This window comes from Pseudooceanicola aquaeponti, assembly GCF_050897975.1.
GTDB lineage: Bacteria > Pseudomonadota > Alphaproteobacteria > Rhodobacterales > Rhodobacteraceae > Pseudooceanicola.
The window spans coordinates 33,103-53,825 of the sequence record NZ_JBPAXY010000008.1 but is presented as its reverse complement, the minus strand read 5'-3'; the positions used below and the strand labels follow the sequence as shown (position 1 = coordinate 53,825).

Below are 20,723 nucleotides of genomic sequence, written 5' to 3'. Positions count from 1 at the left end.
TCCGTCCCGGCCAGGGTTCACCCCAGGGCCGAGACGAAATCGTCATAGTCGAAGTCGCGCTCGAGGCGCTCGGTGCCGTCCATCTCGCGGATGGCAATCGCGGGCATTTTCACGCCGTTGAACCAGTTTTTCTTGACCATCGTGTAACCGGCCGCGTCCTGGATCGACAGGCGGTCACCGGGTTTGATGGGGTTGGCAAAGCGGAATTCGCCGAAAATGTCCCCAGCCAGGCAGGATTTGCCGCAGATCATCCACTCCTGGCCGCCGCTTTCCTCCATCTTGGCGCTTTCGCGGTAGATCAGCAGGTCCAGCATATGCGCCTCGATGGAACTGTCCACGATGGCCAGGTTCTTGCCGTTGAAAAGCGTGTCCAGAACGGTCACTTCCAGCGTGGTGGACTTGGTGATCGCGGCCTCGCCGGGTTCAAGATAAACCTGCACCTCGTTCTCACCGGCAAAGCGTTTCAGCCGTTCGGCCAGTTTCTCCAGCGGATAGCCTTCGCCGGTGAAATGGATGCCGCCGCCCAGCGAGATCCAGTTCATGCGCCGGATCAGGTGCCCGAAACGCTGTTCGATCATGCCCAGCATGGCGTCGAAACGCTCGAAATAGGCGTTCTCGCAGTTGTTGTGGAACATGAAGCCGCTGATCAGATCGGCCACCGGCTCGATATCCTCGGGCGCATGTTCGCCCAGGCGCGAGAAGGGGCGGGCGGGATCGGCCAGGTCGAACCCGCTGGTGGACACACCGGGGTTCACCCGCAACCCGCGCACATGGCCCGCCGATTGCCCCTCGAATCGTTGCAGCTGCTGCGCGGTGTTGAAGATCACCTTGTCGGAATTGGCCAGCACCTCGTCGATCTCGTGATCGGCCCAGGCGACGGAATAGGCGTGGGTTTCGCCCGGGAACTTCTCGCGCCCCAGCTTTACCTCGTAAAGCGAGGACGAGGTGGTGCCGTCCATATACTCGGACATGAAATCGAAGACGCCCCAGGTGGCAAAGCATTTCAGCGCCAAAAGCGCCTTGGCGCCGGAGGTTTCGCGCAAGCGTGCGATCTTTTCCATGTTGGGCAGAAGGCGGGCCTTGTCGATCAGGTAATAGGGGGTCTGGATCATGGCGTCTCTCCGGTCAGGCGGCGGGGCGGCGGGGCCCCGAGTCGGTCTGGGGCCCGGGGATCGGGCGCGCCGCCCTTTCGCCGCTTTGGCCCCGTGGTGCAAGGAAAAATGCAGTCCGCGCCCAAGGGGGCCAGAGGGGCGGAGCAGGGTTAACCATAGCGTAACCGTTTTCCAGTTAGCTCGATCCCAGGATCGACAAGGCCCGGCGGGGCTGTTGGGGGCCGGATGGGGCGTGTTCTTTTCTTCGTGCATGTGCCGAAATGCGCGGGCATGTCCTTGACCCGGGCGCTGGAACGGCATCTTGCACCCGATGAGGTATACCAGAGCACCTCGTTGATCGCCAACCTGCGCGCCGGGCGCCCCGATTTCATGGAAATTGCCGCGCCGGACAGGTTGCGGGCGCTGATCGGCCATTGGCTGCATCAGGGGATGCTGCCCTATCTCAGGGGCGATCTGCGCTTTGCCACCTCGTTGCGCGAACCGGGCGCGCGGATGCGCAGCCAGTACCGCTTTGACATGGCCCTGCGCGCCCCCGGCTGGCAACCCGCCAGCGCCGAGGACTTTCTGGCGCGCAATCGCAATGTGCTGTGCTCCTTCCTGCTGGCGCCCTTCCCGTCGCTCCGGGCCGAAACCGGGTCGCTGCTGGAGGGGGCCAAGCTGGTGCTCTCGGGCATGGACACGGTCTTTGACGTCAGCGAGGGGGGCGCGGCCCAGGCGGCCCAGGCCGCGCTCTTGGCCGAGCTGGGGGTGACGGCGCCGGATCTGCGGCAAGAGAACGTCTCGGCCGGGCAGGGGGCCGAGATCGGTGTGGCCGAGGAGGTGCTGCGCCAGGCGGCGGGGGACGATCTGGCGCTTTACGACTGGTTTCACGACGCGCGGGCGCGGCAGGGGGGCGGCGCCGATCCGCTGGCCAATCCGGTCTTCGACCCCCAGGCCCGCGCCCGGCTAGAGGCGCTGCGCCGCCGCCCCTTTCAGCCCGACACCCTGGCGCGCTATCTGGCGGCCAAGCTGGCGCGGGAATTGCAGGTCGAGGCGGCGGATGCCGACGCCGTGCAGGCGCGCCTGTACCGCCGTGCGACCTATGCCAGCGCCCTGCACCGCGCCTTCGTCGATCTGCGCCGAGGCTAGCGCGGCGCGCGCCCCTCAGGCGGGCAGGGCGGCGCGGACCATGTCCACATGCATTTGCGGCGCGTCGAGATAGGCGAAGACATAGCTGTTGCCGACCCCGTCCAGCTGCCGCGACAGACGCGCGGCGGTCTGGGCGAAGAGATCGGGCAGATCCCCGGGGCGGCCCGCGCCCTCCAGATCGGGGCCGAAGACCTTCAGCATGTAGACCCACAGCTCGGCCGCGCCCCTCAGCAGCGCCGGGCCCAGATCCTCGGCGAGGTCCGGGCGCAGGCCGCGATAGCTCCACTCCAGGGTGTTGAAGAAAGAGGCGGCGACGGGGCGGAAGTCGGACCAGCCCTCGGCCACGGCGCGGCGCAGGATCAGGCGGTACATCTCCAGCGAATAAAGGGCGCGTGCGTCGCCCTGGGCGATGTCCTGCCCCGGGTGCTGGCGGTAGAGATAGCGCAGGTCGTCGCGGGCGGGCACATGGCCCGCGTGATAGCCGCTGACGATCTGGAAAATCTGGTCGTCGAAGGCGCGGATATGTTCGGGAAACCAGATGTCGTGCCCGTCCAGGAAATCGCGCCGGTAGATCCGCCGCCAGATCGAGGGCTGGCCGGTGACGATCTCGGGCCAGGGGATGTCGCAGACCTGCGCGGGCCCGAAGGGGCGGCGGGGCAGATGGGCCAGGCCCTCGGCCTCGGGGCGGGGCAACCAGATCCGGCCGCGGTCGCTGTCGCGGAAGGGTTGGAAGCTGCCCTGCACCACGCCCTGGCCGGAATAGCGCGCCAGCTCCAGCAGGCCCGCGTAGAAGCCCGGATCGACCATGTCGTCGGCATCGACAAAGGCCAGATGGGCGGCGCCCGAGTGCATCCGCCCCCAGTTCCGCGCCGAGGCGCAGCCGCCATTGGGTTTGCACAGCAGGGTCATCCCCGGGGGATCCGCGCCAAAGGCCGCGCGGATCCGTGCCACACTGTCGTCGGTGGACCCGTCATCGACCACCCAGATATGCTGATCCGGGGCCGGGTCGCGGCGCAGGCTGTCCAGGCAATCGACGATGGTCTGGGCGGAATTGTACATGGCCACCACGATGTCGAGGCCGGGCGGATGCGCCCCCTGGCCCGGATCGCGCAGCTGCCAGGCGCTGCCCGCCAGGGGCAGATAGATCTGCGTCCCCCCGCCCGTGGCCAGGGCTGAGGGCGGCGGATCGCCCCAGCATTCGCCCAGCACGAAACGTGGCAGGGCGTCGCCGAAGGCGGTCAGAACCGCCTCTTCGACCCCCGGGGCGGTCAGTCTCAACAGGGTTGCGTCCGTCGCGGCCAGGCGTTCGGGGGGCAGGGCGGGAAAGGTTTCCGCCCGGTAGCCCTCTCGCCAGGGCGGGCGGTCGGCGGCCAGGAAGGCCGGGCGCTTGCGGTCGCGGCGCAGGGGGCCGGTGCCACCCTCTGCGCCCGGCAGGATCGCGGCCCGGCGCGCGCCCACCCGGTCGCCCAGCCCCAGCCGGGCGATATTGCGGCAGAGCGCCCCATAGGCGGCCTCGTCGGGCTCGAAACAGCTGACCCGCCAGCCCGGCCAGGCCAGGGCAAAGAGCAGGGCAAAGGCGCCGAACCCCGCGCCCACGTCCAGGGCATGGCCGCGCGCGGGCAGGGCCCATTGGGCCAGGGCGGCCTCGTGGATCTGCGCCAGGCGCCAGCGGCTGTCGGCCTCAAGAAAGCCATCGCCGCCGGTTTCAAGCGCGGCGCTTTGGCCAAAGGCGTGGAAAACGGGCGGGGTCTGGGGCATCGCGAACCTCTCGGATCGGGGGGGCGGACAGGCGCGGGTCGGCCAGCAGGGCCTGCAACCAGGCCTGGGCCGGGGCGAAGGGGGCAAGGGGCAGCGGCAGGTGGCGAGCCAGATCGGGCGGCAGGGCGCGCAGGCTGGGATCCAACAGGGCCAGCACCGCGACCAGCCCGTCGCGGAAGGGCGCGCGGTGGTGGTGCGAGATCATCGCCTCGCACCAGCTGGCCAGCCGCGCCGCCGACAGCATCAGCGCCCCGCGACAGGCCGGATCCTCGGCCTCGGGCAGGGGGGCGAAGCGCGCCAGCAGCAGCCGCAGCACCGCCAGGATGTCAAAGCGCCGCGCGTCGCGCGCCCCGGTGATCTGCCCGCCCCCCGGGCGGCGGTGATAGGTGAAGGTGGGATGGGCCACACAGGCCAGGCTGTCGGCGGCGGCCACGGCCAGGGTGTGAAAGTAGATGTCTTCGAAGAAATGCCCATTGGGAAAGCCCAGCCCGGCGCGCCGGATCAGGTCGCGGCGCAGGCATTTGTTGGCCGATTGCGGCTCGGCCAGCAGGGCCAGGGCCTGGGCCTGCCGGTAGCCCGGCGCGCCCTCGTGCCCCGTGCCCCCGGGCGCGGGCGCCAGATGCCCGTGCAGCGCCGCGATCTGCCCCTGGTCGTAGAAGCGGGACAGATGCCCGTTCTCCTCGCTGAGCAGCCCCGGCGCCAGGATCAGGTCGGGGGCGCTGGCGTCGATCTGCCGGGCCAGGGTCTCCAGCGCCCAGGGCGGGCGCGTGTCATCGGCATCCAGGAAACAGACATAGTCGCCCCGCGCCGCCGCCAGGGCGCGATTGCGCGCCGAGGACAGCCCGTCATTGGCCTGGCGCAGGATCCGCAGCCGGGGGTCATCCTCTGCCTCGGCCAGGGCGCGGGTGGCGGCATCGGCGCCATCCTGCACCAGGATCAGTTCGAAATCGGTGAAGCCCTGGCGCCACATCGACGCCAGGCTGTGCCGCAGCAGCGGGCCTTCGGCATAGCAGGTGGTGATGCAGGAAAAGGTGACCACGTCTGCCGCTCCTGTGTGCCGCTTTGATCTGGCGCTTCTGTCCGGGTGGCGGGCAGCAGGCGACTGCCGCCGGGCCGAGTGTCGGGGCAAGAGCCTTAATTTTCCGTTGCGATTCGCCTGGCCGGGGCCTGGCACCGGCGAACACCGGCCCAATTTGCACAGGCCGCTGCGACCAACCGCCCCGCCCTTGTTTCATTAACCGGTTTTTAAGCCGCGGCGGATTTTCTCCAAATTGCACCGAGGGGGTGCGGGCCCGGCCATCCTGTCCGGGCTCAGGCGCCCCCCGTTCATGACCGCTTCGCCGTGCGGCCCCCGTGCCCCTCCCGCTGCCGGGGGCGGGCGGGCCTGGCGGACAGGGGGACAGATGATCAGATTCGCCGGCCGTGCCTGCCGCCTGCCGATGGCACCCGATGTGACCGCCTTCGAGGCGCTGCTGTACCAGGGCCGCTCTGCCGTGACCCAGATCCCCGAGGATCGCTGGCGCCACGCGCCCTTCTATCACCCGGTGCCGGGCACCCCGGGGCGCTGCTACAGCTTTGCCGCCGGGGTGGTCGAGGGGATCCACGATTTCGACCCCGCCCCCTTCGGCATCTCGCCGCGCGAGGCCGCCTATATGGACCCGCAGCAGCGCCTGTTCCTGCAAGTGGTCTGGGAGGCGCTGGAGGATGCCTGCCTGAAACCCTCGGATCTGGCGGGCAAGGACATCGGCGTTTTCGCCGGGGCCTCGCTGATGGATTACGGCGCGGGGCTGGGCTACGACCCGCAGACCGCCGATGGCTACGCCATGAGCGGGGCCAGCCTGGCGGTGATCGCCAACCGGGTCAGCCATGTCTTCGACTGGCACGGCCCCTCGATGACCATCGACACGGCCTGTTCCTCGTCCCTTTTCGCGCTGAAGGCGGCGCTCCGCGCGCTGGAGAGCGGCGAGGTCGAGATCGCGGTGGTGGGCGCCACCAACGCGCTGTTGCTGCCCAGCCAGTTCGTGGGTTTCGCGGCGGCGCGGATGCTGTCGCCCACGGGCGCCTGCCGGGCCTTCGGCGCGGGCGCCGACGGCTATGTGCGGGGCGAGGGGGCAGTGGCCTTCGTGCTGGTGCGCGATAGCGCCGAGGCGCGCCTGTCGCCGCGCCATCGCGGGCGGCTGCTGCATGTAGAGACGAACATCAGCGGCCAGACGGTGAATATCGCGCTGCCCTCGGCCCGGGCGCAGCAGGCGCTGCTGGAACGGGCCTATGCCCGCGCCGGGGTCGCCCCCGACCGGCTGGCCTTTGTCGAGGCCCATGGCACCGGCACCGCCGCGGGCGATCCGGTCGAGGCCCGCGCCCTGGGCCAGGCCCTGGGCCAGCGCCGCGCCGCCCCCCTGCCCATCGGGTCGGTGAAGACCAACATCGGCCATTTGGAACCGGCGGCGGGCAGCGCGGGCCTGCTGAAGGCGTTGATCGCGCTGGAACGCGGCGAGGTGCCCGCCAGCCTGAACGCCCCCCAACCGAACCCCGACATCCCCTTCGAGGGGCTGAACCTGGCCCTGCTGCAAGAGGGGCGGCGGCTGGACCGGGGCGCGGATCTGGCGGGGGTCAGCTCTTTCGGTTTCGGCGGGGCCAATGCCCATGCAATCGTCGCGGCCCCAGAGCCGGACGCCGAGCCGGTGGCCGAGACCCCGACCCCCGAAGCCTCGGCGCCGGTCCATCTGGCCTCGGCCTTCTGCCGCGAGGCGCTGCGCGAGACGCTGCGCGACCAGGGTGCGCGGCTGTTCGACGGGGCGGGGCGGCAGAACACCCGCCTGGTGGCCGAGGCCCTGCATCACCGCGACCTCTATCCGCATCGCGTGGCCCTGCTGAGCCGCGAGGCCGAAACCGCCCGCGCCGCGCTGGAGGCCTTCGAGGCCGGCCAGCGGCACCCGGCGCTTGAGGCCGCGACCTCGCGGCTGACCGACGTGCCGCCGGTCTTCGTCTTTTCCGGCAACGGCGCGCAATATGTGGGCATGAGCCGGGCCGCCTATGCGGGCAGCACGGCCTATCGCGCCGCCTATGACCGGATCGACGCTGCCTGGCAGGCCGAGGCGGGCTGGTCGCTGGTGGCGCGGATCGAGGCCGGGGATCTGGCCGAGGATCTGCCCCGGGCGCCGGTGTCGCAGCCGCTGCTTTTCGCCGATCAGGCGGCCACGGCCCTGGCGCTGATGGCGCGCGGCCTGCAACCGGCGGCGGTGCTGGGCCATAGCGCGGGCGAGGTGGCGGCGGCCTTTGTCGCGGGGGCGCTGGATCTGCCCTCGGCGGTGCGGCTGATCGCGGCCCGGTCCCAGACGCAGCAGGCGCTGGCCGGGCAGGGCGGCATGGCGGCGCTGCAACTGGGCGTCGAGGCCGCGCGCGAGGTGCTGGCGGCCCATGGCGATGCCCGGATCGAGATCGCCGCCGAGAACAGCCCGCGTTCGGTCACCCTGGTCGGCCCCCGTCCGGCGCTGGACGCCTTCACCCGCCATGCCCGCCGCGCCCTGCGCCTGGCCTGCGTGCCGCTGCGGGTCGACTACCCCTTCCATGCCTCGGCACAAGAGGCGTTGCGCGAGGCGCTGTTCGACCGGCTGGGCGTGCTGCATCCTGCTTCCGGGACGGTGCCGGTCTTCTCCAGCGTCACCGGCGGACGGGTGGCGGGGGGCGATCTCGACAGTTTCCACTGGTGGCGCAACATGCGCCAGCCGGTGCTGTTCCGCCCCGCGGTGATGGCCCTGGCCGAGGCCGGGCACCGTCTGTTCCTGGAAATCGGCCCCGACCCGGTGCTGACCACCTATCTGCGCGACACCCTGGCCGAGCAGGGGGATGAGGTCGCGGTGACCCATTCCCTGGCGCGCAAGGATCCGGTCACGCCCGATCCCTTGGACCGGGTGCTGGCACGGGCCCTGGTGCAGGGCGCGCGGCTGGATCGCGCGGCCCTGGTGCCCGCACCCCGGGGCCCGTCGCGCCAGCTGCGCGCCTATCCCTGGCAGTTCCAGCGCCTGACCGCGTCGGATACGCCCGCGCTGCTGCGCGACAGCGGGCGCAGCGATTACCACCCGCTTCTGGGTCGCCAGGCCGGGGCCGATCCCAGCCGCTGGAGCAATGAGATGGACCCAGAGCTTCAGGCGCCCTTCGCCGATCACCGGGTCGCCGGGCGCTGCCTGCTGCCCGGCACCGCCCTGGCCGAGATGGCCCTGGCTGCGGCGCAGCGCGGGCTGGGCCGGACCGAGGTGGTGCTGGACGATTTCGACATGACCTCGGCCCTGGCCCTGCCGCCGCGCAGCCTGGTCGAGGTGCGCACCGAGCTGTCGCCCGCCGAACGCCGGCTGCGCATCGCCTCGCGCCCGCGCTGGTCCGAAGAGGCCTGGCGGGCTCATGCCTCGGGCCGCTATGCCGCCGCCGAGGGCTCTGCGCCCGCCGCGCCTGCCCCTGCCACGCCCGAGCTTGCCGCGCCCGACCCCGCCCGCCTGCCCGGCGACGGCCCGGCGCATCGCCTCTATGCCCAGGCGCAGGAAATCGGCCTGACCTATGGCCCCGGCTTCCGCCTGCTGTCCCATTACCGCCTCTGCCCCGGTGACGAGATCGAGGTGATCCTGCGCGACCGCCGCCCCGAGGGCTACGATCCGGCGGACTATGCCCTTGATCCGGTGGGGGCCGATGCGGTGCTGCACGGGCTCATCGGGGCGCTGCACGAGGGGCGCTTTGCCGATGAGGCGCTGGCCTTCGTGCCGACCCGTATCACCCGGCTGGAGTTGATGCGCAGCGGCGGTCGGGTGGCCAGCGGGCGCATCCGCCTGCTGCGACGGGGCGAGCGCAGCCTGCGCGCCGATCTGGATCTTTTCGATGCCAGTGGCGCCCCCCTGGCCCGCGCCGAAGGGATCGAGCTGCGGGCCCTGCGGGCGACCCAGCCGGTGGATCTGGCGCGCCATGCCTTCGGGCTGGAGGCCGTGGCGATCGCCCCCCCGGGAGGACCGGCGCGCCCCGTGCCCGACCTCGCCGCAGCGCTGGCCGGGCTGGGCACCGGCCTGTCCGACCGTCCCGAGGCGCCGGAAGAGGCGGCGCTGCTGCTCGACGCCCTGGCCCAGCGGATCGCCTTCGATGTCCTGGCGGCCTGTCCCGCGCCCCAGGGGGCGGAGGCGGGCGCACAGGGACAACTGCGTCAGGGCCTGGCCGACCTGCTGGCCCCCCTTGGCGGCGTCCCGGCCTCCGATGACGCGCCTTGCGACCTGCCCGAGGCGGCTACGCTGATTGCGGGCATCTCCGAGGAATATCCCGCCCTGATCGCCGAATGCAGTGCGCTGGCGCATCTGGCCGGGGCGCTGCCCGTCTGGCTGCGCGACGGCCCGCCCGACAGCGAAGAGGCGGGGTTTGGCCGCGCAACGTGGACGGCGCTGGATCGCGGCTCGGCCTTTGTGCGCGCCCGAGCGGAGGGGCTGGCGGCAGAGCTGGTGCCGGTGCTGGCGGCCCTGACGGACCCCGCCGCCGCGCCCCGCGTGGTGGTCGAGCTTTGCGAGGGCGCGCCGCGCCTGCTGCCGCATCTGCGCGCCGCAGCGGGGATGGGCGCGCCCAGTCTCTGGGCCCTGTCCGAGGACACACCCGCTCTGCTGCCGCCTGCGCTGGCCGGGGGCATCGGGCAGCTGTCCCTCGCCCATCTGGCCGAGATCGGGCCGGTCGATCTGGTGCTGGGCTGCGGCTCTGCCCTGACGCCGGTCACCGCCTCGACCCGGCTGGCGGTGCTGCGCCCGATGTTGCGCCCCGGCGCCCCGGTGATCCTGGCCGAGGCCCGCCCGCGCTCGCATCTGCACCTGTTGCGCCTTTTGGGCGAGGCCCTGCGCGCCACCCGGCCCGATCTGCCCGCCGCCCCCCGCCTGCAAGAGGCCGAGGGCCTGGCCGAAGCCGCCCGGGCCGCGGGGCTTGAGGGGGTCGCAGCGCAAAGCTGTGACGGCGCGGCGGGCAGCTGCCTGGTACTGGCCCGCGCCGAGGCTGTGCCCGAGGCCGCGCGGGACAGGGCCGAGGTCGACACCGCCCCGCCCGCGCCAACAGATCTTGCTGACACCCCGGAAGAGACCTTGCGCCAGGCGCTGCTCGGGGCCCTCGCCGCGCCGCCGGACAGCGACGCCCCCGAGGCGCCGCTGGTGGTGCTCAGCGGTGACGACCCGGCCCCTGACGATCCCGCATCGACCGATGACGGACGCCCCCCGCTGGTCCTTTATGCCCCCTGCAGTCCCCGGGCGGAGGCCCGGCAGGACGAAACTGCGGCCCTAGGCGCGCGTCTTCTGGCGCTGTCCGCCCGGCTGGCCCGGGAAGAGGGGCAGGGCGCCCGGGCGATCTGGCTGATCTGCCCTGGGGGCGCCGCAGCCCCTGATGGCCCGCTGCCCGATCCCGATCAGGCCGCCCTCTGGGCGGTGCTGCGCACGGCCAAGAACGAATATCCTGCCTTCGGGATCCATGCCGTCGACCCGTCCGCCTGCCCGCCCGAGCGCGCGGCGCGCGAGATCGCGGCGCGGATCACCGCGGGCACCCGGGAAAGTGAGCTGATCCTGGGCTCCGAGGGCTGGCAGGCGTTGCGGGTACGTCCCGGCGGCGATGGCGCCCCCGCGCCTGCCCCCGCCCTGCGGCTTTGGGCCGATCCGGCGGGCGGGCTCGACCGGCTGGACTGGCGCCGCGCCGATCTGCCCGAGCCCGGCCCGGGCCAGGTGCGGGTCGAGGTGGCGGCGACCGGGCTGAACTACCGCGACGTGATGTGGTCGATGGGCCTGCTGCCCGAAGAGGCGCTGGAAAACGGCTTTGCCGGGCCGACCCTGGGGCTGGAATGCGCGGGCCGCGTCGCGGCGCTTGGCCCCGGGGTGACGGATCTGGCCCCGGGCGACCGGGTGGCCAGCTTTGGCCCCGCCTGCCTGGCCAGCCACATGGTGACCGAGGCCCGCTGGCTGACCCGCCTGCCTGAGGGGCTGAGTGCGGAAGAGGCCGCGACCCTGCCGGTGGCCTTCTTCACCGCCTACTACGCGCTGGAACATCTGGGCCGGATGCGCGCCGGTGAAACGGTGCTGATCCACGGCGGCGCGGGGGGCGTCGGCCTGGCGGCGATCCAGATCGCGCAATGGCGCGGCGCGCGCATCATCGCCACCGCCGGCACCCCCGCCAAACGCGCCTATCTGCGCGCCCGGGGGGTCGAGCATGTCTTTTCCTCGCGCGATCTGGGGTTTGAGGCCGGGGTGCGCGCCCTGGGCGGCGCCGATCTGGTGCTGAACGCCCTGGCGGGCGAGGCGATGGAACGCAGCCTGGCCCTGCTGCGCCCCTTCGGCCGCTTCCTTGAGCTGGGCAAGGTCGATTTCTACGCCAATACCGGGGTCGGCCTGCGCCCGCTGAAGGAGAATATCGCCTATCACGGCATCGACATCGACCGGTTGCTGCGCCACGACCCGGCCCTGGCGCAGCGCCTCTTTGCCGAGGTCATGGCCCTGCTGGAGGAGGGCGCGCTGACGCCCCTGCCGCTGCGGGTCTTTGGCCCCGATGAGGTCGAAGAGGCCTTCCGCGTCATGCAGCGGTCCGAGCATCTGGGAAAGGTGGTGATCCGCCCGCCCGCAACCCCGGCCCCGGCGCGGCCCGCCGACCCGCTTCTGTTCCGGCCGGATCCCGAGGGGGTGGTGGTGATCGCCGGGGGCGGCGGTGGCCTGGGCCTGGCGCTGGCGGCGCGGATGGTGCGACCCGGCGCGCGCAAGGTGGCTGTGCTGGGCCGCAGCGACACCCCCTCCACCGCCCTGCGGCTTGAGATCGCCCGCGCCGCCGAGCAGGGGGCCGAAATCCGCGCCCTGCGCTGCGACATCACCGATGCCGGGGCGCTGGAGCGGGCGCTGGAGGGGCTGCGCGCCTGGGGGCCGCTCGATCTGGTGGTCAATTCCGCCATGGTTCTGGAGGATATGCGCCTGGCCGATCTGACCGATCCGGTGCTGGCGCGCGGTTTGGCGGCCAAGGTGACGGGCAGCGCCAACCTCGACCGGCTGGCCCGCGACGATCCGCTGCGGGGTTTCGTGGTCTTTACCTCGATGGCGACGCTGATCGGCAACCACGGCCAGGGGGCCTATGTGGCGGGCAACGCCTGGGCCGAGGCGCTGGTGCGGCGCCGCCGCGCGGCGGGGCTGCCGGGGCTGGCCGTGGGCTGGGGCGCGATCCACGATTGCGGCTATTTGACCCGCGACGCGGAGACCGCCCAGGTGCTGCGCCGCTTCGGCGGCGGGGTCAGCTTCGGTGTGGCCCAGGCGCTGCACGCGCTGGATGCGCTGCTGGCGCCGGGGCAAAGCGTGACCGAGGATCCGGTGATCTGGGTCTCGCCCATGTCCTGGGCGGCGCCTGCGGCCAGCCTGCGCCTGTTGACCGGACCCACCCATGCGGTGCTGCGCGCCCTGGGCCAGCAGGCGGGCGAGGCGCGCGAGGGTGAAGCGCTGCGCGACACGCTGGAGGGGATGAGCGCGGAGGGTGCCGAGCGGCGGCTGACCGGCTTCCTGCTGCGCGAGGTGGCGCGGATCCTGCGGGTGCCCGAAAGCGGTCTTTCGGCGCAGCGGCCGGTGGCAGACCTGGGGGTGGATTCGCTGATGGGGATCGAGCTGGGCCTGGCGGCGCAGCAGGCCCTGGGAGACGACATCCCGCTGATGGCCATTTCCGACAGCCAAAGCCTGACCGAGATCGCGGCAAAGATCGTCGCCCATATTCAGGGAGGCGCCGGGGGCGACGCGGGCCTGTCGGACCTGGCGGCGCAGCATCTGGGCGGTGCGGGCCGGGCCGAGGCCGCCCCCGCCGACACGCGCCGCGACCCCGAGGGCGGCGGCGCGATGGAGGCGGCGGAATGAGCCAGACCCGACCTCGGCGGGGCCTGGCCCCCGATGTGAAAACCGCCGCCCTGGCCGCCGCGCGCCGGGCAGGCCTGCCGGGTGGCGCCTCGGTACAGCCCCCCGGAGCGGCCTTGGGGCAGGCCCAGAAGCAGGTCTCGAAACAGGCCCCCAGTGTAGCCACCAGTGTAGCGCCCAATGTGGTCCCCGATCTGGCCTCTCGTCTGGCCTCCGAGCGGTTGCCACCACAGACGCCCGATCCGTCCGTGGCGCAGCGGCAAACCTTCTCTGCGCCCTCGTCGCGTGCGGCGGATGCGGGGGCCGGGCAGACCGCCCGCTCGCCCCTTGGGCGGGCGTCGGCAGAGGAGGAGGCACCTGTCGACGGATCGGCGCGCGGCAGGATCTCGGGGGCAGAGGGGGGCTTGGCTCCGGCGGATCTTGCCGCGGTCGGGCCCGTTCCCGCAGCCTCGGGCGACCTCTCCGACAGGGGCACGCGCCTGGGGGGCGGTCCGTCCTCCGGCCCGATCTCCGGCCCAACCTCTGGCTGCCCCGCCGCAAGCGATTCCCGCCCCCGGGGCGTGCACCGGCTGGAGGACTGGCAGCAGATGCAGGCGATCGACCGGGCAACCCGGGCCCTGGGTCTGGCCTCGCCCTATTTCCGCCTGCACGAGGGCCGGGCCGAGGCCCGCAGCCGGATCGCCGGGCAGGAGTGCCTGAACTTCGCCTCTTACGACTACCTCGGCCTGAACGCCGACCCGCGCCCCCGGGCCGCCGCAGGGGCGGCGCTAGAGCGCTACGGCCTCTCCGCCTCGGGAAGTCGGATGGTCTCGGGCAGCCGCCCGGCGCATGTCGCGCTGGAGGCGGCCCTGGCCCGGCACTACGGCTGCGAGGCGGCGCTGAGTTTCGTCAGCGGCCATGCCACCAACGTCAGCCTGATCGCCACCCTGATGGGCGAGGGCGATCTGATCCTGTCGGACGCCTATGTGCACAACTCGATCACCACCGGTGCGGCCCTGTCGGGGGCGGCGCGGCGCAGCTTTGCCCATAACGACCTGGCCGCCCTGGCGCGCATCCTGGAAAACGCCCGACCGCTGCATCGCCATGTGCTGATCGTGGTCGAGGGGCTCTATTCCATGGATGGCGACCTGCCCGACCTGCCGGGCCTGCTGGCCCTGCGCGACCGCTACGATGCCTGGCTGATGGTGGATGAGGCCCACGCCCTGGGCCCGGTGGGCGCCACCGGGCGCGGCATTTTCGAACATTTCGGCGTGGATCCGGGCGCGGTCGACATCTGGATGGGCACGCTTAGCAAGACCCTGGCGGCGACCGGGGGCTATGTGGCGGGCAGCGGCGATCTGATCCGGCTGCTGGCGCATCGGGCGCCGGGCCATGTCTTTTCGGTCGCCCTGCCGCCGGTGCTGGCGGCGGGGGCCGCCGCGGCGCTGGCGCTGATGGCCGAGGAACCCTGGCGGGTCAAAAAATTGCAGGCCAATGGCGCCCATTTCCTGGCCCGCGCCCGGGCGCTTGGTCTCGATCCCGGGGGCGGGCAGGGCTACGGCGTGCTGCCGGTGATGGTGGGCGACAGCGTGCTGGCCGCCCGCCTGTCCGAGCGGCTGCTGGCGCGCGGTGTGAACGTCGCCCCGGTGACCTTCCCCGGGGTGCCCATGGGGGCCGCGCGGCTGCGCTTCTTCCTGTCCGCCGATCACGAGCCCGCCCAGATCGACGAGGCGCTCGGCCTCTGCGCCGAGGAACTGGCAGCCTTACGCGACGACGGCCTGGGGCGGCTTTTCTCGGGCGCGGCCCCACGGCCCACAGCCAGCGGAGACAGTCCATGATGGATGCAAGCGGCGGCCTGCCCGCCCCGAAACGGATTCTGGTGGTGGGGGCGGGCCTGTCGGGCGCGGTGCTGGCGCGCGAACTGGCTGAGGCGGGCCACTTTGTCACCGTGCAGGACGAACGCCGCCATATCGCCGGCAATTGCCATACCGAGGTCGACCCGGCCACCGGCGTCCTGCTGCACGCCTACGGGCCGCATATCTTCCACACCGACGACGAGGCGGTCTGGGCCTATGTCACCCGCTTTGCCGAGATGGTGCCCTTTCGCCACCGGGTGAAGGCGGTGGCGGGCGGCCAAGTCTATTCCCTGCCGATCAACCTGCACACCATCAACCAGCTGTTCGGCCGCACCATGGACCCCGCTGAGGCGCGCCAGTTCCTGGCCCGCCAGGCCCAGGCGGGCGACGACCCGCCGGTCAGCTTCGAGGATCAGGCCCTGCGCCTTGTCGGGCCGCGCCTCTATCAGACCTTCCTGCGCGGCTATACCCGCAAGCAATGGGGGGTGGATCCAACCGATCTGCCCGCCTCGATCCTGAAACGCCTGCCGCTGCGGTTCGACTACGACGACCGCTATTTCGACCACCGCTATCAGGCCATGCCGCGCCATGGCTATACCCAGATGGTGGCGCGGATCCTGGAGGCGCCGCGGATTACCCTGCGCCTGAACGCGCCGTTCGAGGGGCGACCGGGCGGGGATGTCGATCACCTGATCTATAGCGGCCCGCTGGATCGCTACTTTGGCCACGACCTGGGCCCCCTGGGCTATCGCGGCCTGCGGTTCGAACGGTTCGAGGCCCAGGGCGACGCCCAGGGGACGGCGGTGGTGAATTATTGCGACGAAGACGTCCCCTTTACCCGCATCACCGAGCATCGCCATTTCGCCCCCTGGCAGCCCGCGCCCGAGCGCAGCGTCTGTTTCCGCGAATACAGCCTGGCGGCGGGGCCAGGTGACATCCCCTATTACCCGCTGCGGCTTCTGGGCGACCGTCAGCTCTTGTCGCGCTACCGCGCCCGGGCCGAGGCAGAGCCGGGGGTGACCTTTGTCGGCCGCCTGGGCACCTATGCCTATCTCGACATGGACAAGGCCATTGCCCGCGCCCTGGAAACCGCCCGGGCGCTGAATGCCGCCTGGTCGCGCGAGGCGGAGGCCCTGGCCTTCGTGCATGCCCCATGAATGTCTCTGGCGCCTTCCCCAATGAGCCGGTCTACCGGCTGCAAGAGCTGCTTTTGCCGCCCCCGGGGCGCCCGGCAGACCTCTATCTGCGCGCCAGCCCCGGGCCGGGGCAGCCGGGGGCGGGCAGCTATGCCTGTGCGCCTGGGACACGGCTGGATTTCGGCACCTGGTTCAACAGCTTCTACCTGGGCTTTTGGGCGGCGCATACGCGCAGCGGCGCGCTGACCCTGCGGCTTAGCTTTCACGGCGCGTTGCGCATCTCGGTTGAGCTGCGCCGGGGCGGGGCGCCGCCGCGCCTGCTGGCCCGGCAAGAGGTCGAGGGGGCGGGCGCGCCCTTCGTGCTGCCGCTGCCCCCGGCGGGCGAGGAAGGGAGGCTGGCGCTGGTGCTGGAATGCCTCGGGCCGGTGCGCCTGGTCGAAGTGGCGTTTTGCACCGGCACGGCCCCCGCCCCGGTGCGCCTGTCGATCGGCATCTGTACCTTCAACCGCGAGGACAAGCTGCGGGACACGCTGGACAATCTGGCGCGGATCCGGGCCAGCCTGCCCGAGCTGGTGGATATCGTTCTGGTCAACCAGGGCGCGGCGCTCAGCGCGCCCGAGACCCGCGCGGCGCTGGATCGGGCGGGCGCGCGGCTGATCCCCCAGCCCAACCTGGGCGGCGCGGGCGGTTTCACGCGTGGCCTGGCCGAGGCCCTGGCCAGCCCCGCCGATCCCACCCATCACCTGCTGATGGACGACGATATCGCCCTGGACCCGCGCATCATCCGCCGCCTGACCGAGGCGCTGGCCTATGCCCGGCCCGACCGCGCCCTGGGCGGTGCCATGCTGGAGACCGAACGGCCCCGGGTGCTGCACGAGGCGGGGGCGCGGCTCAGGCGGGGCTGGGGGGTGGCCTCTTTCGGCACCGGCCGCCCCTTGGGCCGCGAGGAAACGCTGAGCCTTTTCGACCGGGTCGCGCCGGCGGATTACAACGGCTGGTGGTTCTGCGCCGTGCCCCTGGCGGCGGTGCGCCGGATCGGCCTGCCCTTGCCGCTGTTCATTCGCGGTGACGATATCGAATACGGCTGCCGCCTGGGGGCGGCGGGGGTGGCCAGCGTCACCCTGCCGGGCTGCGCGGTCTGGCATGACGCCTTCGCGGGCAAGGCGCGGCCCTGGCTGACCTATTACGACTACCGCAACCTCCTGGTGAACGCCGCGCTGTACCCCCAGGTGGCCACGCCGCCGCGCCCGGTCGAGGTGCTGGGCGCGCTCTTTGCCCGGCTGCTCTGCCACCAATACGGCATGGCCGAGGCGGTGCGCCAGGCGGTGTCGGACTATCTCGACGGCCCCAGGGCGGTGGACCGCCAGCCGCTGCCCGCGCGTCACGCCATCCTCTCGGCCCGCTTCGGGCAAGAGGACGGCGCGCCGCTGACCCTGGGCGCCGAGGGGCCGCCGCCCCCGGGCGAACGGCGCGGGGCGCCGCCTGGGCTGTGGCGGGTCATCGCCTTGTTTTTGCTGCGCTTCGCCCAGATCTCGGCGGGTCTTGGGCGGCGCCAACCCCCCCGGGCCAGTTTCAGCCTGCATGACATCAACCCCGCCGCCGTTGGCCCCGGTGCCTATGTGCGCCGCGCCGATCCGGCGGGGCGGCGCTGCCTGATCCTGGCGCCGCGCCGGGCGGCGCTGTGGCGGGGCACGGTGGCGGCTCTGGCGCTGTGGCTGCGCTATCTGCTGGGCCATCGCCGCGCCACCCGGCGCTGGCGCGCGGGCGCGCCGGGGCTGGCCAGCGCGCCCGCCTGGTCGCGCCGGTTTGGCCTCGAAACAGCACCGGACGGAGGCGCGGGCGATGCAGGCTAGGGGCGGCGCGCCTTGCGTCCTCTTCCTTCAGGGGCCGCCCTCGGGCTTTGCCCGCGCCCTGGGGGCCGAGCTGCGCCGCCGGGGCTGTCGGGTGCTGCGGGTCAATCTGTGTGCCGGGGACCGGATCTTTTGGCCTGGACCAGAGGTGCGCAGCTATCGCGGCAGCCTGGCGGCCTGGCAAGGCTGGCTTGACCGGCTGATGGCGGCGGAAGGGGTGACCGACCTGCTCTATTTCGGCGACCAGCAGCCCTATCACCGCGCCGCCCGCCCGCTGGCCGAGGCGCGGGGGATCCGTATACTGGCCTATGAATACGGCTACCTGCGCCCGGACTGGATCGTCGCCGAACCGGGGGGGCAAAGCGCCTTTTCCCGGCTCTGCACCGACCCCGAGAGGCTGCGCGCCGCCGCCCAAGGGCTGGCCGACCCGGATCTGACGCAGCGCTATCCGCTGGATGCGCGCCGCGAGGCGCGGGGCGATGTGATCTATCACCTGGCCAATTACCTGCTGGCGCCGCTGTACCCCCGGTTTCGCCGCGACCGGGTGTTCAATCCGGTGCTGGAATACCTCTCTTACCTGCCGCGCCATGTCCGCGCCCGGCGCGGAGCAGGCGAGGCGCGCGATTTGGCAGCGCGTCTGGCGGCGGGGGGCGGGCCGGTCTTCCTGGCCCTGTTGCAGATGCAGAACGACTATCAGATCCGCGCCAATTCCCCCTATCGCGACCAGCGCCGCTATCTGGCTGAACTGACCGCCTCTTTCGCCGCCCATGCCCCGCCGGACGCCCATCTGGTGGTGAAACTGCACCCCCACGACAACGGGCTGACCCCCTGGCGGCGTTGTCTGGCGGGGCTGCGGCGGCAGCATGGGCTGGCGGGGCGGCTGCATCTGCTGGACGGCGGCCGGATCGAGGATTGGGCGCGGCGCGCGCGCGGCGTGATCACCATCAACAGCACCGCCGGGCTGACAGCGCTGCGCTGTGGCTGCCCGGTGCTGGCGCGGGGCGTGGCGATCTATGATCTGCCGGGGCTGACCCATCAGGCGGGGCTGGATCGGTTCTGGTGCGCGCCCGAGGGGCCCGATCCGGCGCGTCTGCGCGACTTTCTGCGGGTGCTGGCGCATCACCTGCATGTGCGCGGCGGCTTTTATGGCGGGCCGGGGCAGGCGGCGGCGATTGGCGCCCTGGCCGACCGGATTGTGGCCGCCGCGCCGCTGCCACCGGTCTTCGACCCGGCCCCGCCGCGCCTGGCCAGGGCCCGCGCCCTGGGGGTGCCGATGGATGCCTGATTTGCCCTTTCGCCGCATCGCCATTGCCGGGGGCAGCCAGGGCATCGGCGCCGCTCTGGCCCTGACCCTGGCCGCCCCGGGGCGCCAGCTGCACCTTTGCGCCCGCGCAGCGGGGCCACTGGCCGAAAGCGCGGCGGCCTGCCGCGCCCGGGGCGCCGAGGTGCGGGTGCAGCCCTGCGACCTGACCCGGCCCGGCGCCGGGGCCCGCTGGCTGGCAGAGGTCGCGGCAGCCACGGGCGCGCCGCCGGACCTGGTGATCGTGGCGGCGGGTATCTTTGGCGGCCGCCCCGAGGGCGCGACCGAGACGCCCGAGGCGGTCAGCCGGGCGGTGATCGCGGCGACCCTGACCGGCCCCCTGACACTGACCGAGGCCGCGGCGGCGCAGATGCGAAGGGCAGGGGCCGGGCAGATCGTCCTGCTGGGCTCGCTGGCCGCGCGCGACCCGCTGCCCGATGCCCGCGCCTATAGCGCCAGCAAGGCCGGGCTGGCCTGTTACGCCCGCGCCCTGCGGGCCGATCTGGCGGGCAGCGGGGTTGGCGTCCTGCTGGTGGAACCGGGCCATGTGGCAACCCGCCAGACCGCGCAGCATCAGGGGCCGTTGCCCCTGCTCCTGTCGCCCGAGGCGGCGGCGGCGCGGATCCTGGCGGCCCTGGCGCGGGGGCGCGATCACCTGGCCTTTCCCCGCCGCGCGGTCTGGGCCCTGGCGGTGCTGAACGCCCTGCCGCCCGGCTGGCGCGCCGCGCTGCTGCGCGATCAGCGCTTCAGCGTGCAAAACCTGCCGGAGCCGGGCGCGCCGCAGGCCGGACAGGGGCGCCGATGACCCGGTTGATCCTGCATATCGGCACCCACAAGACCGGCACCACCGCCATCCAGCACTGGCTGGCAACGCAGCGCCCGGCGCTGGCCGAACTGGGCTGGCACTATGGCGCCACCGACCGCCCGCCCCATCCCGACCTGCCGAAACACAGCAGCCTCTACCGCGCCCTGGCGGAAGAGCGGTATGGCCCTGAAGAGGCCGCGATCCTGGCCGATCACGCTGCCTCGGGCCTGCCCGGGCTGATCCTGAGCGAAGAGGGGCTGTCGCTGCCCGCCTTCCGCCGCTTCGCCCCGCTGCGGGGGCTGGCGGCGCGTTATGACATCACGGTGGTGGCCCTCTTCCGGCGCCAGGATCAGTTCCTGGAATCCCACTGGCGGCAGCTGTGCAAAGAGGGGCAGACCGGCCTGCCGCTGGCGGAGTTCGTGGCCCGCGACTGGTCGCGGCGGCGGATGCAATACGACCGTATCCTGGATTTCTGGGCCGAGTTCGCCACCATTCGCGCCGCCCGCTACGACCCCGGCCACCCGGGCGGGGCCGTGGGGCAGTTCCTGGCCCTCGCCGATCTGCCGCTGGATCCCGGGCCGCCGCGCCAGGCCAACCCCTCGCTGTCGGCGGCTGCGGCGGCGGTCTGTGCCGGGCTGACGCGGCACCACCTGTCGGTGCTGGTGCCGCTGGTGGCGGGGTGCGCGCGGGGCCGGGGGCGCCGCCGCTCGGGCCTTGGCGCGGCCAGCCGCGCGGCCCTTCTGGCCGAGGCGGCGCCGGGCAATGCGCGGCTGGCGGCGCGCTATGGCATCTGCTTTGACGGCGCGGCGGGGCCCGCGCCCGATGCGGCCAAGACCCCGCCACAGGCCCACCCCCGGGACGATGCGTCGCAGCCCGTCCCCTGAGCGGTTGACCTGTGGGCCGCAAATGGCGCAAAGAATGGGCAGGACCGG

Annotated in this window: 11 protein-coding genes; 8 read left to right on the top strand and 3 right to left on the bottom strand. The window is 72.5% G+C overall.

Annotation, left to right across the window (positions count from 1 at the left end; all coding sequences use genetic code 11):
• Nucleotides 1–17: 17 nt before the first annotated feature.
• Entirely contained in the window at nucleotides 18–1,109 is a 1,092-nt protein-coding gene (locus tag ACRARE_RS19265; RefSeq protein ID WP_432658374.1) for a carboxynorspermidine decarboxylase, read from the bottom strand.
• A gap of 228 nt (nucleotides 1,110–1,337) precedes the next feature.
• Between ACRARE_RS19265 and ACRARE_RS19260 the strand changes: the two genes are divergently transcribed.
• A complete protein-coding gene (locus ACRARE_RS19260; protein ID WP_432658099.1) occupies nucleotides 1,338–2,240 on the top strand; it encodes a hypothetical protein in 903 nt (300 codons plus the stop codon).
• 15 nt (nucleotides 2,241–2,255) lie between these two features.
• Here the strand turns inward: ACRARE_RS19260 and ACRARE_RS19255 are convergent, their stop codons facing one another.
• Nucleotides 2,256–3,998: a glycosyltransferase family 2 protein gene (locus tag ACRARE_RS19255; RefSeq protein WP_432658098.1), complete on the bottom strand. Its 1,743-nt coding sequence runs from the start codon at nucleotides 3,996–3,998 to the stop codon at nucleotides 2,256–2,258.
• A complete protein-coding gene (locus tag ACRARE_RS19250) occupies nucleotides 3,946–5,037 on the bottom strand; it encodes a glycosyltransferase family 2 protein (RefSeq protein ID WP_432658097.1) in 1,092 nt (363 codons plus the stop codon). The genes ACRARE_RS19255 and ACRARE_RS19250 overlap by 53 nt, the downstream gene beginning before the upstream one ends.
• Before the next feature lie 364 nt (nucleotides 5,038–5,401).
• On the opposite strand from ACRARE_RS19250, the gene ACRARE_RS19245 reads away from it, so the two are divergent.
• The 7 genes from ACRARE_RS19245 to ACRARE_RS19215 are packed head-to-tail and all read left to right on the top strand — an operon-like array spanning nucleotide 5,402 to nucleotide 20,675.
• Nucleotides 5,402–12,868 carry an SDR family NAD(P)-dependent oxidoreductase gene (locus ACRARE_RS19245; protein WP_432658096.1) on the top strand — a complete coding sequence of 2,489 codons (7,467 nt, stop codon included), beginning with the start codon at nucleotides 5,402–5,404 and terminating at the stop codon, nucleotides 12,866–12,868.
• Nucleotides 12,865–14,682 (top strand): aminotransferase class I/II-fold pyridoxal phosphate-dependent enzyme, encoded by a 1,818-nt coding sequence (locus ACRARE_RS19240; RefSeq protein ID WP_432658095.1) that lies wholly within the window; start codon nucleotides 12,865–12,867, stop codon nucleotides 14,680–14,682. The genes ACRARE_RS19245 and ACRARE_RS19240 overlap by 4 nt, the downstream gene beginning before the upstream one ends.
• Entirely contained in the window at nucleotides 14,682–15,857 is a 1,176-nt protein-coding gene (locus ACRARE_RS19235) for a UDP-galactopyranose/dTDP-fucopyranose mutase family protein (protein WP_432658373.1), read from the top strand. Before ACRARE_RS19240 ends, ACRARE_RS19235 begins: the two co-directional genes overlap by 1 nt.
• Nucleotides 15,854–17,689: a glycosyltransferase gene (locus ACRARE_RS19230; protein ID WP_432658094.1), complete on the top strand. Its 1,836-nt coding sequence runs from the start codon at nucleotides 15,854–15,856 to the stop codon at nucleotides 17,687–17,689. The genes ACRARE_RS19235 and ACRARE_RS19230 overlap by 4 nt, the downstream gene beginning before the upstream one ends.
• Nucleotides 17,679–18,971, top strand: a complete 1,293-nt coding sequence (locus ACRARE_RS19225) for a capsule polysaccharide biogenesis protein (RefSeq protein WP_432658093.1) — start codon at nucleotides 17,679–17,681, stop codon at nucleotides 18,969–18,971. Before ACRARE_RS19230 ends, ACRARE_RS19225 begins: the two co-directional genes overlap by 11 nt.
• Nucleotides 18,964–19,791, top strand: a complete 828-nt coding sequence (locus ACRARE_RS19220) for an SDR family NAD(P)-dependent oxidoreductase (protein ID WP_432658092.1) — start codon at nucleotides 18,964–18,966, stop codon at nucleotides 19,789–19,791. The genes ACRARE_RS19225 and ACRARE_RS19220 overlap by 8 nt, the downstream gene beginning before the upstream one ends.
• Nucleotides 19,788–20,675, top strand: coding sequence for a hypothetical protein (locus ACRARE_RS19215; RefSeq protein ID WP_432658091.1), 888 nt, complete (start codon nucleotides 19,788–19,790; stop codon nucleotides 20,673–20,675). Before ACRARE_RS19220 ends, ACRARE_RS19215 begins: the two co-directional genes overlap by 4 nt.
• Nucleotides 20,676–20,723 lie beyond the last annotated feature (48 nt).